This window comes from Larkinella bovis, assembly GCF_042655385.1.
GTDB lineage: Bacteria > Bacteroidota > Bacteroidia > Cytophagales > Spirosomataceae > Larkinella > Larkinella bovis.
The window spans coordinates 920,065-932,713 of record NZ_JBHSMA010000001.1 but is presented as its reverse complement, the minus strand read 5'-3'; the positions used below and the strand labels follow the sequence as shown (position 1 = coordinate 932,713).

The window sequence follows — 12,649 nt, the reverse complement described above, 5'->3', positions numbered from 1 at the left end:
ACCGGATGACGTCCGAATCGGCTGCGATGAACCGCCGAACTTTTACCGGCGGGCTGGTGGCGGCCGGTTTGCTGAAAACCGTTGCGGCCCGGGCTCACGAACCCTTTTCATTATTCATGAATACAGCAGTACCCCACGAAGAAAAATCGGACAAATTAGTCGTTTATCAAATCTTTACCCGGCTCTTTGGCAACCAGCGGACGACCAACAAGCCTTGGGGAAGCCGGGACGAAAACGGCGTCGGAAAATTCAACGACATTACGGCCAAAGCATTACAGGAGTTGAAGAAGTTCGGTGTTTCGCATGTCTGGTATACGGGCATTGTCGAGCACGCGCTGATGACGGATTATTCGGCGTTTGGGATTCGGAAAGATCACCCGGCCGTGGTGAAAGGGCGGGCGGGTTCGCCGTATGCCATCAAGGATTATTACGACGTCAACCCCGATCTGGCCGTGGATGTCCAAAACCGGATGCAGGAATTTGAAGACCTGCTGAAACGAACCCACGCCAACCAGTTGAAAGTCCTGATCGATTTCATTCCCAACCACGTAGCCCGGCAGTATTTTTCCGATGCCAAACCGGCCGGAGTTCGGGATTTGGGCGAGGATGATGATCAGACCAGAGCCTTCGATCCGCAGAACAATTTTTATTACCTGCCAGGCCAGGCGTTTCAGGTGCCGCCGGGCGTCTTTGTACCCGAAAAAACCGACGCGCCGTATACCGAATTCCCGGCCAAAGCGACGGGCAACGACGTGTTTAAAGCCCAGCCGGATGGCAACGACTGGTTCGAAACGATCAAACTGAATTACGGCGTCGATTACCAGCATAACCGGCAATCGCATTTCGATCCCATCCCCTCCACCTGGACCAAAATGCGGGATATCCTGCTGTTCTGGGCGGCCAAAGGCGTCGACGGTTTTCGCTGCGATATGGCCGAAATGGTGCCAGTCGAGTTCTGGGGGTGGGCCATTCCGCAGGTTAAGGCGGCTCATCCGGGCACTATTTTTATCGCCGAGATCTACAATCCGCAGCAATACCACAATTACATTTTTACCGGCCAATTCGATTATTTGTACGATAAAGTCGGTCTGTACGACGCGCTTCGGCGGCTGATGGAAGGCCAAGGCTCCACGGAAGATATTACACGCGTCTGGCAACAGGAGTCGGGCGATTTTGCCAACCACATGCTCCGGTTTCTGGAAAACCACGACGAGCAGCGCATTGCTTCCCGGTTTTTTGCGCAGAATCCGTGGACGGCGGTGCCGGCCATGACGGTTTCGGCCACGCTGCATACGGGACCGCTGATGATTTACTTCGGGCAGGAAGTGGGCGTAAACCCGACGCAGGCCGAAGGCTTTCAGGGGGAGGACGGTCGAACCACTATTTTCGATTACTGGGGCGTCCCCGAATTTCAGGCCTGGACCAACGGGGCCGTTGGGGAGCCGGGAGCATTCGATGGCGGGAAACTAACGGCGGACCAAAAGAACCTCCGGCAATTTTACCAGCAGTTGAATCACTTGGTGAATTCGAGCAGCGCCATCCGAACGGGCGGTTTTTACGATTTGCAGTACGTCAATAACAACGGCCAGAGTGCGGGGTACGATCAGCACCGGTTGTATAGTTATCTGCGTCATTCGGATCGTCAGAAGTTATTGATTATCTGCAATTTCGACCGGGAGAAAACCGCCCGTACGACCGTCCGGATTCCGGCCGAAGCCTGGAAGGCGATGAATCTGGACCCGACTCAAACCTATTCGTTGGCGGATATTTTCCGGACCAAAACCCGGCTGAAAGCGGCCGGGCAGGCGGGTGTTCCGGTCGAAGTACCGCCCCTTGGGGTGTTGGTCCTGGAAATTAAATAATCGCGGTTTTTACTGGCGCTATGGCCGGATTTTTGCTATTTTCACGCTAAACCGTACCGTGTTTTCTTAGCCATCGTAATTGAATGAAGAAATTGTTTACCGTTTTGGTAGCTTTTCTACCTCATGTTTATTCATTTGCTCAGGAAATAACTTCTCCGGCAGCCCTTCGGGAAGTTGCCGTAACGCCTGGGCCAACGCCAGCAGAAACGGTCGTTGCCATTAGTAAGTCGTTTCAGGGGCGGCCATACGTGGCCCACACCCTGGATGGTAACGAAACCGAAAAGCTGGTGGTCAATTTCCGGGCGTTCGACTGCACCACTTTTTTAGAAACCACCCTGGCCCTGTCGCTGGCTCGCCATCAACTGCTGAACCTTCGGGATTCGGTACAATTCGAGCGGCTTTTCCGCACCACGCTGACCAGAATCCGGTACCGGCACGGAGCGATCAACGGGTATGCCAGCCGGCTGCATTACTTCTCGGAATGGCTGTTTGATAACGAGCAGAAAGGGATTCTGCAGGATGTTACGCGGCAAATCGGGGGTATGCAGGTTTCCAAACCGGTTTCGTACATGACGAAAGCAACCTGGAAATACCCGCAGCTCGCCGACCCCAAAAACCGGCAGCAAATTGCGCAGATTGAATCAGCGATTAGCCAGCAGAGTTTCTGGTTCATACCCAAAAAGCAGATCAGAGACATCGAAGGCAGTCTGAAAGAGGGCGATATCATCATGCTGACGGCCTCGCGGCCCGGGCTGGACATGAAACACGTCGGTTATGTTGTCTGGCAAAACGATGCCGATGGCAAACCGCGCCCGCATCTGCTGCATGCGTCCTCACAATACGGCCAGGTGGTTATTTCGGAGGAACCGCTGGCCGAGTACGTGCAATGGAACCGGCAGTTTTCGGGCATTCGGGTGGCTCGCCTGAACGAAACCGCTCCGCAGAGCCTCTCTTACAAAGAAGCCCGGCGGATCAACTGAAACGGATTTTTTACCTTTTCCTGCCGTTTTTCCAAAATTAAACGGGCTGCGGTTTCGCCCATTTTTTCGTGATCGGTCGAAATGACCGCAATGCCGTCGGCCAGCACTTCTTTCAGGGGTGTTTCGTTAAACGCCAGCACCCCAATGTCCTGACCCAATCGCAACCCGCGTTGTTTGGCCTGCCGTACCAATTCCACCAGATCGCCGTCTTCCAGCACGATGTAGGCGGTTCCCGGCTGGAGTTCACGACCCGTAAGCGTGTCGAGCAATTCAAATTCCTTGTGATAATGCACGCAGAAATTCCGGAATCCCCGGACAATTTCACGGGGGTAGTACACTTCCCTGGGAAACACCAGTGTCAGTTGGCGGTATTTCGCCAGAACATCCAGGCCCGATTCCAGTGCTTCGTAAATATCCCGATCGAACAGTTGGTAAATCGCTGAGTGCGAGCTGTGTAGTTCCGGAATGTCCCGGTCTAGAATGATCAGTTCGTTGGCCGGAATCTGTTCCAGCAATTTCACCACGTTGACCTGTTCCGTTTCCTCGTAAAAGTGGGGCATGACCACGTAGTAATGGTATTGCCCGAGATTCTCTTCCAGCAGTTTCTTGAATCGCTGGGCGCTGTGGTGATGAATGCGTAAATCGACCACGGCATTGTGGCCCAGCGCGTTCACAAGCGAATAATAAATGATTTTTTTATAAGCGCTGAACTTGTTGATCAACAGCAATACCCGCAGTTGGCCCGGTCCTTCCCGCCGAATGAAAAACCCTTTGCCCTGGACGGCCTGGATAATGCCCTCTTTCTTCAAATAGTTGTAGGCTTTCTCGACGGTATCGCGCGCCAGATAATATTCTTCACTCAACTCGTTGATCGATGGCAACTGCTGGTCCTTTTTGAGGGTGCCAATCTCGATGCCATTGATCACCGCGTTGACGATCTGACGGTATTTGGGTACGCTCGACTGCGTTTCAATATGCAGGTCAATCATGGGAAAAGGTTAGGGAAATTTAGGAAACTTGCTGAAATCGGGCGTGCGTTTTTCCATAAACGCATTTTTGCCTTCTTTCGCTTCATCCGATAAATAATAAAGCAGGGTAGCATCCCCGGCCAGTTGCTGAATACCAGCCTGACCATCCAGCTCCGCGTTGAAAGCCGCCTTCAGCATCCGCAGGGCAATCGGGCTTTTCTCCAGCATTTTACGACACCATTCCAGCGTCGTTTCTTCCAGTTGTTCCAGCGGAACAACCTTGTTGACCAACCCCATTTGCAGGGCTTCCTGCGCATCGTACTGGTCGCACAAATACCAGATTTCACGGGCCTTTTTCTGTCCGACAATCCGGGCCAGATACGACGCCCCGAAACCGCCGTCAAAACTGCCGACTTTCGGACCGGTTTGCCCGAAGCGGGCGTTTTCGGCCGCAATCGTCAGATCACAAATGACATGCAGCACGTGCCCTCCGCCAATGGCCCAGCCGGCCACCATGGCAACCACCGGTTTCGGAATGCGCCTGATCTGCATCTGCAAATCGAGTACATTCAGGCGCGGAACCTGATCCTCACCCACGTAACCACCGTGTCCCCGGATGGATTGATCGCCCCCGCTGCAGAAGGCCTTGCCGCCTTCGCCGGTCAGAATAACGACCCCAACCCGTTCATCCTGGCGGGCCAGTTCCATCGCTTCGCTCATTTCCCGGACGGTCAGGGGCGTAAATGCATTGTGTTTCTCCGGTCGATTGATGCTGATTTTGGCAACCCCGTTATAGAACTGAAATAAAATCTCGCGGTATTCTTTGATGGTTTCCCAGGGATATTGGCTCTGCATTGCTAAACGGTTAATGGTTAAAGTAGGCAGCCAAACCGGTCGGATCGTAAAACCGGCCGGTTTTATTCTGCTGAAAATTCGCTATCATGGTAAAAAACGTCCCAGGTGTGGTCGGCCATCATTTTGACGGTGGCTACGCACCGCCGGAACGGAAAAACCCGGCCCCATTCCGTGGGAGCGATCATCGACAGAACATCCGTCCCGTCCTTTCGCTCATAAAAGAAATATGTGTGTCCGACAATCGGCTCAAAGCCCATCTGGGCACGGTAAATTCGTTCCGATACTTCGACCCGGTTTCGAATCGCCGTCGCCTGCTCGGCCAGCAACTGCATCTGGCGGTACAACTGCGCCAACTGGAGGTCGGTTTGTTCGCGCATGGCCGACACCGCCCGGCCTTTTATTTTGCCCTTGTCCTCGGGCTTGATCAGGGCGCCACCAACCGAATGGGCGTATTCGAGTAAACCGGGCCGGTCGGTTGTTTTGTCAACGGAAATCGGATTTTCAAAGGGTTCATTTGTCATGGGTATGGTGTGTTTCGGTCCAGCCTAAGACCACTTCCGGGCGAACTCGGGTACTCCCTGTTGCTTAAATCTTACTCCGGACGTATTGTTCGGTTTTCTCGGCCCTCCCATTTGATGGGAAGAACAAAATTTGGGGCAAAAGTAGCGTATTTTTGCGATTCATTCCGTACAAGCCATGCGAATCACCCCCGGTTATTTACCCGACCCCCAAACCGATTATGAGGCAAAAGCCGTTGCGTTTTGTAAAGCGTGGCTTTTGGGTCAGGAATTCTTTACCTTACAGACGTCCGGTTCGACCGGAACGCCCAAGCCCATTGTGCTGAGTCGTCGTCAGATGGCCGCCAGCGCCCATCTAACGGGGCAAACGTTTCATTTACGGCCGGGTGACCGGGCCCTGGCCTGCCTGTCTGTGGATTACATTGCCGGTGTCATGATGCTGGTTCGCGGGCTGGAACTGGGACTGGACCTGACAGTAGTGGAGCCGGTTTCCAATCCGTTGCGGTCGTTTGATTCGCAAACCGACTCGTTCGCCTTGGCGGCTTTTGTGCCCTTGCAGGTACACACACTACTCGATCATCCGGAGCATTCCCTTCCGCTTCTGAATACGATGCGAACCATTCTGGTGGGCGGGGCGGCCGTTGATCCGCTGCTGGCAAGCCGGTTACAAATCCTTCAAGCGCCGGTTTTCAGTACGTACGGCATGACCGAAACCGTTTCTCATGTTGCCATTCGGCGCATCAATGGACCGGAGCAAACGGAGGTTTTTCGGACGCTGGCTGGTGTCGAGATAGGCGTCGATGACCGGAGTTGTCTGCACATCCGGGCGGCCGCCACCGATTTTGCCAGAGTCCAGACCAATGACGTGGTCGATTTAGTTGATGCGTCCCACTTCCGGCTGCTCGGTCGGGCCGATTCGATGATCAACACGGGCGGTGTGAAAATTCAGCCCGAACGGGTGGAAACCATCATCGCGGAACTGGTGGCCCGCGAAATGCCGCCCGCTCGGTTTTTTATTGCTGGCCTGCCCGACGAGCGGCTCGGTCAGCAAGTAGTTCTGTTCGTTGAACAAGCGACGTGGCCGACCTCATTCATCGAAATCATAAAGCAAACGATTCCCGAAAAACTGGGTACGTATGCGTCCCCGAAAAAAATAATTACGGTTCCGGTTTTCCGGGAAACGCCCACCGGAAAAATCGACCGGAAGGCCACGGTGCACGAATTTCTGGTCCAACCCATCTAGCATTACATTTGTGTGTTTTTCGGCAATTATTTATTGAAAAATAATAAATAATAATTGTTTATTAGAGCTTCGGTCTTTATGTTTGCTCCCGAATTTTAGAGCCAGTCGTATGAAACCGAACGTCATTTTTTCATTTCTCAGAATTGCAACCAGCATTCTGTACTACCTCATGATTGTGCTGACCGTCATGTTGATTGGCAAAGGGATTATGAGCATTTCCGGCAACCTGAAAGGACGGACTGATGCGCAATTCAGCCACGAAGTGATGGCGTTCAGCAGGGATCAGAAGAAGCCCGATTCCTTCACATTTGACGGAAATGGACCGCTGGATTTTGAAATTGGCCCCAATGGCCGCCCGGCTGGTACCAAGGCCTCAACAGATAGTCTGATTCGGTATATCCCCATTGTAAACCGGTACCGGCTGGAGGTGAGGGCGGATTCGGTTCTGGGCTATTATTCCTTTTCGGTTGCGGTATTAAATTTCCTGCTGGTGATTGCCATTATGGGGCTTTTCAGACGTATTTTTAGTGAAGTCAGCGTAGCTGAGCCCTTTAAACCCAGCATTTTTAAGCACCTGATCCGGCTGGCCATTCTGTTTGTGGTATCGGATGTGCTGAAAATTGGACACTATCTGATCTTCAATCAATTGATTAACCGGAACATTCCACAGGCTGATTTCGATCTGGTCATTCAGATTGGCAACGGTTTCATCACCGGTCTGATCATTTACGCCATTGCCGTCATTTACCAGCGTGGACTTTCCATTCAGGAGGAGAACACTTTAACCGTTTAGGTATGCCCTTCTTATGAATCGGATGTGATGCTGGCGCGTTGTAAATGGCATTATCCGAACTGCCGAGTTCTGGCTTGCCAACCCGTCTACCGGCTGGAATAGCGTAACGAGTGATGGGGGGCGGTTTTACGACCCGCTCTGAGAACTGTCGGCGGGTGAAGAACGGGTCCGGTCGCCCGGCTTGTTTCGCCTGATTCTGAAAAACGTTTTCGGTTGCGTTACGCATTCGCCCTTATCTTTGTCGGATTGTTCGTTTTCCTGACAACTCGATATTCGATGGCTGAGTATAGCTTTAAAAACCTGGAAATCCGGTACCAGACGGCCTTGGTCGTTCCTCCTCCGTTTGCGCATTTTTTTACAATAGAACTGCGAATCGACCCCGAAAACCGGCTTGGCATCCGGGTGGCGATCACCTATGCCGAGCGGGATGAACTGGAGGAGGATGAAATCATTGCCGAGGGGTTTACGATTCACGACGACTACCAGTGGTCCGGGGTGTTGCCGGCGGTCTGGCTGCAAACCGTGGATTCGCTGGTTCGAAAAACGCAGCTGAAACCTTTTGATGAGGAAAAATTAACCGACAATCAGGAGTATTTTCAGGTACGGATTGAAAAGGACAGTTTACGAACGGGCATGCCATCGCAACGTGTCGAGTGGCAATTTATCAGTCAGGAACTGATTCAGGCCGTTTATGAGGTCTCGGGAAAGGAAAAGCCGTTCGAAATTACGTACCTGGAAATCGAAGGCGGAAACCGGATCGAAGCCCAGCTAACCGCATCGTTCGGTCGGCGGGAGGCAAAGCTGGAAAACCGACGGAACACTCAGAATCGGACTACGGTTCTTCCGTGGAAAGAAGTCAAAGCCATGATGGAAATCGTGTACGGCGTTGATTACGACCCGGAAACCGCCCTTTCGGCCCTGCCCCGGAAGCCCGGACGCTACCTCAACCTGGGTACTTCGGAGTGGTTTGACCTGACCACCGCCGTGGTTGGTGAAAACGACGCGATCAGTAAACTGAATCGGTTGCTGGCGCGCCTGGTTCAAGCCTGAGTTAAGGGGTGGCGATCGAAACGGTCTGGTCGGTCATGACCAGCTCCATCGACTGATCCGCGCGGGTAAGCAGACTGCCTAGCCGATACGTCCCGGCTTTAACGGCCTGTAACGGAACGGTCGTTGAAAAGCCGTTGCCAAAATACGTGGCCGTTTTCAGGAACTGACGCCAGCCCGCTACTTTCGGTAGGGTGCCTGCCAGATAGGTAACCTTCTGATCTTCGTCATGAAGGACGATAAAAAGATTATCCCGGAGTTTTTGCCGCCGAAGCTCACCGTCTTCCATTTCCACAACGAGCTGCGGTAAATTACCGGAGTCCTGCAAAAAGCGATGGGAGAGGGACGGAGCCGGCCGGAAGGCCTTTTGTTGCACCAGGGTAGTCAGCCGATGCTCAAAGCCCCCGAAGGTACGCGGTACCTGCCAGTATCCTTCCCGGTAAGCAGGTAGCAGAAAATCGAGACTACTGGCAATGGAACTTGTGTTGCACAATTCGGTTTGCTGATTCGGCCAGTTATAGGTGTCCGCCGTCAGACGGCTGTGTTTGTTGGCAACTTCCGGGGTATAGATATAATAAGAATTGATATAAACCAATCCGGCAAAAATTGTAAAGCCGGTTAAAAACAGATTCCGCCATCTGGGAAACAAAGAGATCAGAGCCAGATAGAAAAAAACCGCGCTAAATGCAGCGTAAATTTTAAAGCGGTTTTCAAGGACGATTTCGGAAGCCGAACGAAAAATCGTAATCAGACCGACGGTTAAAAAAATAAAGCAAAAATAAGCCAGTAATGCATGACTTATTCGGGCGGGGGTGGCAGCTGGTTTGAAGGAGTTAAAGACCGAAAGAACTAAAAAAGGAAAGACGGTTAAACAGATAATAGCCCCCCAAAGGATGGAGCCAGGGATCGAAATGGACGGCCAGACCGAGATAAGGGCACCAATTTTACCCGCATAGGTAGCGGGTAAATATAGCCAGTTGATCTGGCTTTTAACCCCACTGCCGGGGGTATAGCCTGACAGGTAAAAGCCCAGCCCCAGGAGCATAAACAAAATCCAGATGGCCAGAAGTTTATATTCCTTTTCCAGGAGGAGCAGAAAGCCTCCGGTGGCGAAAACCAGAATGCCGTTTCCGTGGGTGAACGTAGCCAGAAGGGCTAAAACAACACCTACGGCTAGTTTTGCCGGGGACGGTTTTTGGAGTAACACGATACAGATACTCAGCATAAGCATCAAACTGATATGCTGTAGGCCGGTTAATGCCCAGAGACTTACTTCGTGGTATTGTGGTTGAAAAATAAAGAGCGGAATCGGCAGAAAATAAACAAAGGGGAGTCGGCTGTGTCGAAATAAACGGTAGATAAATCCGAGCACAAGTACCAGATTAAAAAAACTAATCAGAATATAACTTTTAAAATTCAAGGAACCCGACAGGAGATAATTGATATAGCCAACGAGTCGTGGAAAAAAAATACGGTGGTCGTTTTCGGCCCGAAACAAGGTATGTAAATTGTGCTGCCAGCCCAGATCTTTGTTTAACTGATAAATAGTAAGGAGAAAACTATTGTCGTCCTGGAAGGGGAAGTTTACCGAAAAGATGGTGATATAATATCCAAAAAACAGGATAACCAAACCGCATACAAAAGCGGAAATCCAGTTTAAAATAGGCTTCAGTGACGGTATTTTCCTAAGAGATGGGTTAATAACCAACGTATTCACAACGGGGAAAGGATTGTGGTATGGACGTGTATTTGTTGTTCTAAAAAGCCAAAAGCCGGTCTTGTTCGATTACTTTTTCTGAATCCGGTCCAGTTCATACCGTAGATCTTCGACCAGCGTTCGGATGCCATCGAGCGATGGCGTGGCTTCGGGCATTTGCTGACTGATAAAGGCGGCCACTTCCCAAACCTCCAGCACGTCACGGATCGGTACCTCCCGGGTGCTGATTGATGCGATGTCCGACGATAGGAGTAGCGTACCTTTCAGTTTAACCTGATTGAAAACACGCCGGCAAATAATGCCCTGTCCATGCACCAGCAGGACGAACAGTTTTCCATCGGCGATTTCGTACCAGTTCCGAATGAATTTTCCAATGAGCAATGCCCCCGGAAACGTGAACTCATCGCCCGAGTCAAATGCCCGATAATGGTCGGGTGGTAACAAAGGTAATTGTAAAACCGCTAACCGGTTGAGAAAATCGGGTTGCTGGTACCGCTGCTGGTATTCAGGGAATTGCCGCTTGCGAACCCAGGGAATCTGATGGGTTGATTCCTGAACGGTCGCGGAGCGGTTTTCGGGCGTTGCGGTCGTCCGGACATTTTCGTGCACATTATTGAACGACAACGGCTGCGGTTTTGGCGGGGCGGTCGGTACCGGAAAGGGCGAAAAACCGTCCCGTTGGGAAACTGGGCGAGGAACAATACGCTGCGCCACCAGCTTGATGGATGGCGGGGCCGGAATCGGTTTGGGAAAAACCGCTGGCTGCGTTACAACCGGTTGCTGGTAATATTTTTCGAGAACCGTTGCCAGGGGTTTCGGGGCAACCGTATGATCCGGTTCCGACAAGTCTTTCGGAAGGGGAGAAGGCGGAAAGCTTGCGGAGGAATGGGTGTGGGCCAGCGGCAGCGAAAGGTCGGGTGTTTCCCGGATTTTTCGCAAATCACTCTTTAACAGATTGTCGACGGTCGTATTAAAAGCCCGGGCGATGGACATCAGGTTGTCCAGATTGGGGTTGGCACGGGCTTCTTCGTATGCACCCAATAGCGATCGTTTGATGCCAATCCGGCGGGCAAATTGCTCCTGGGTCAACCCATTCAGTCGGCGGAGGTACTTAATATTGTTGCTGACGATACTCATGGGGTCATGTTTTGACAAAAATATTAGTATTTCTGTATTATTACTTGTTTTTTCATGAAAATGTAATCATTCAAAGACGATGGCCGCTTCAGAACTCGAAAATACGGTACGAATTCGGGATGTATTCGATGCACAACGGGCGTTTGCTTCGATTACCGCGCTGACATCTGCCGGGGAGCGCATTGAAAAACTAAAAAAAATCCAGCACTATCTGCTGAAAAACCGGGATCGACTGGCTGCGGCCTTACAGACTGATTTTCGAAAACCGGTTGCTGAAACGGCATTAACCGAAATTTTTTCCACCCATAACGAACTAAAGACCGCCCTTTCGAACCTGAAGCACTGGATGAAACCCCATCCGGTAGCGACACCCTTGCCGTTGCTGGGCACCAGCAGTTATGTTCGGTATGAACCCAAAGGGGTTACCTTGATTATTTCGCCCTGGAATTATCCTTTTTATCTGACCATCAAGCCCCTAATTTCCGCCCTTGCGGCCGGAAATACCGCTATTCTGAAACCCTCGGAGCTTTCACCTGCTTCCTCGGCTTTTCTTCGGGAAATGGTGAAAACGTTGTTTGCCGAAGAAGAAGTAGCCCTTTTTGAAGGGAATGCAACGGTTGCTCAAAAGCTCTTGGAACTCCCGTTCGACCATATTTTCTTTACCGGCAGTTCGGTGGTGGGCAAAGAAGTGATGATGGCGGCTGCCCGAAATTTAAGCTCCGTTACGCTGGAGCTAGGAGGGAAATCGCCCTGTCTGGTCGACGAAACGGCCGACATCGACGCTGCGGCCCGCCGGATTGCCTGGGGGAAATGGGTGAACAATGGCCAGACCTGCGTCGCCCCGGACTTTGTGATGGTCCAGCGATCGGTGAAAGACCGCCTGAAAAAGGCCATTCAGGAAGCCGTTCGGGGTATGTACGATCCGGAAGGGAAGGGCATTGCGGTTTCGGAAAGTTACGCCCGGATCATCAATGATCATCACTTCGGTCGCGTCAAAGCGTTGTTGGACGATGCCCTCGAAAAAGGCGCAACCGTCACCATGGGTGGCCAGACCGTGGCTGGCGATCGGTTCATCGAACCGACGCTGCTGGAAAATGTGACGAGTAAAATGAAGCTGATGCAGGACGAAATCTTTGGACCGTTGCTGCCCCTGATTCCCTACGATACCCGTGAGGAAGTAATCCGGTTTCTGGCTTCCCGGTCCAAACCGCTGGCGCTCTATATTTTCAGCCGCAACGACTCGGCTACGCAATACTGGCTGGACCGGACGACGGCGGGTAATACGGTGATCAACGACACGATGATTCATTTCGCCCATACCGAATTACCGGTTGGTGGCGTCAATCAGAGTGGGATCGGGAAATCCAATGGGTTTTACGGTTTTCAGGAGTTTTCCAATGCGCGCGGGGTGGTCAAGCGGCAGTTTGGCATTACGGAATATCTTTATCCGCCTTATTCAGACAAGGTAAAGCGAATAATTCAATTCCTTTTAAAGTACGTTTAAACCTTTTAGGAAATTATTGGATCAA

11 protein-coding genes are annotated in these 12,649 nt (G+C 51.8%); 6 read left to right on the top strand and 5 right to left on the bottom strand.

The window, feature by feature from the left end; all coding sequences use genetic code 11:
• Positions 1–116 precede the first annotated feature (116 nt).
• Both ACFPMF_RS03890 and ACFPMF_RS03885 read left to right on the top strand, forming a co-directional pair.
• Entirely contained in the window at positions 117–1,862 is a 1,746-nt protein-coding gene (locus tag ACFPMF_RS03890) for an alpha-amylase family protein (protein WP_379842741.1), read from the top strand.
• A gap of 83 nt (positions 1,863–1,945) precedes the next feature.
• On the top strand, positions 1,946–2,842 hold the full coding sequence (locus tag ACFPMF_RS03885) for an N-acetylmuramoyl-L-alanine amidase-like domain-containing protein (protein ID WP_379841304.1): 897 nt from the start codon (positions 1,946–1,948) through the stop codon (positions 2,840–2,842).
• Here the strand turns inward: ACFPMF_RS03885 and ACFPMF_RS03880 are convergent.
• The 3 genes from ACFPMF_RS03880 to ACFPMF_RS03870 all read right to left on the bottom strand — a co-directional run bounded on the left by ACFPMF_RS03880 (position 2,815) and on the right by ACFPMF_RS03870 (position 5,186).
• Positions 2,815–3,831 carry a GntR family transcriptional regulator gene (locus ACFPMF_RS03880; protein WP_379841302.1) on the bottom strand — a complete coding sequence of 339 codons (1,017 nt, stop codon included), beginning with the start codon at positions 3,829–3,831 and terminating at the stop codon, positions 2,815–2,817. The two genes, ACFPMF_RS03885 and ACFPMF_RS03880, sit on opposite strands and share 28 nt — an antisense overlap.
• 9 nt (positions 3,832–3,840) lie before the next feature.
• Entirely contained in the window at positions 3,841–4,665 is an 825-nt protein-coding gene (menB, locus tag ACFPMF_RS03875; RefSeq protein WP_379841300.1) for a 1,4-dihydroxy-2-naphthoyl-CoA synthase, read from the bottom strand.
• 62 nt (positions 4,666–4,727) lie between these two features.
• Positions 4,728–5,186, bottom strand: a complete 459-nt coding sequence (locus ACFPMF_RS03870; protein ID WP_379841298.1) for a DUF2452 domain-containing protein — start codon at positions 5,184–5,186, stop codon at positions 4,728–4,730.
• A 175-nt stretch (positions 5,187–5,361) separates the two neighbouring features.
• On the opposite strand from ACFPMF_RS03870, the gene ACFPMF_RS03865 reads away from it, so the two are divergent.
• The 3 genes from ACFPMF_RS03865 (at position 5,362) to ACFPMF_RS03855 (ending at position 8,269) form a co-directional block, all read left to right on the top strand.
• Positions 5,362–6,426, top strand: a complete 1,065-nt coding sequence (locus ACFPMF_RS03865; RefSeq protein WP_379841296.1) for an AMP-binding protein — start codon at positions 5,362–5,364, stop codon at positions 6,424–6,426.
• A gap of 109 nt (positions 6,427–6,535) precedes the next feature.
• Positions 6,536–7,219, top strand: a complete 684-nt coding sequence (locus ACFPMF_RS03860) for a DUF2975 domain-containing protein (protein WP_379841294.1) — start codon at positions 6,536–6,538, stop codon at positions 7,217–7,219.
• 276 nt (positions 7,220–7,495) lie between these two features.
• Positions 7,496–8,269 carry a hypothetical protein gene (locus ACFPMF_RS03855; RefSeq protein ID WP_379841292.1) on the top strand — a complete coding sequence of 258 codons (774 nt, stop codon included), beginning with the start codon at positions 7,496–7,498 and terminating at the stop codon, positions 8,267–8,269.
• A 1-nt stretch (position 8,270) separates the two neighbouring features.
• Here ACFPMF_RS03855 and ACFPMF_RS03850 read toward each other — a convergent pair whose 3' ends face one another.
• Together ACFPMF_RS03850 and ACFPMF_RS03845 are read right to left on the bottom strand one after the other, a co-directional pair.
• Positions 8,271–9,491 carry a hypothetical protein gene (locus tag ACFPMF_RS03850; RefSeq protein WP_379841290.1) on the bottom strand — a complete coding sequence of 407 codons (1,221 nt, stop codon included), beginning with the start codon at positions 9,489–9,491 and terminating at the stop codon, positions 8,271–8,273.
• A gap of 561 nt (positions 9,492–10,052) precedes the next feature.
• On the bottom strand, positions 10,053–11,120 hold the full coding sequence (locus ACFPMF_RS03845) for a helix-turn-helix domain-containing protein (protein WP_379841288.1): 1,068 nt from the start codon (positions 11,118–11,120) through the stop codon (positions 10,053–10,055).
• Between the two features lie 79 nt (positions 11,121–11,199).
• Between ACFPMF_RS03845 and ACFPMF_RS03840 the strand changes: the two genes are divergently transcribed.
• Positions 11,200–12,624: an aldehyde dehydrogenase family protein gene (locus tag ACFPMF_RS03840; RefSeq protein ID WP_379841286.1), complete on the top strand. Its 1,425-nt coding sequence runs from the start codon at positions 11,200–11,202 to the stop codon at positions 12,622–12,624.
• Positions 12,625–12,649 lie beyond the last annotated feature (25 nt).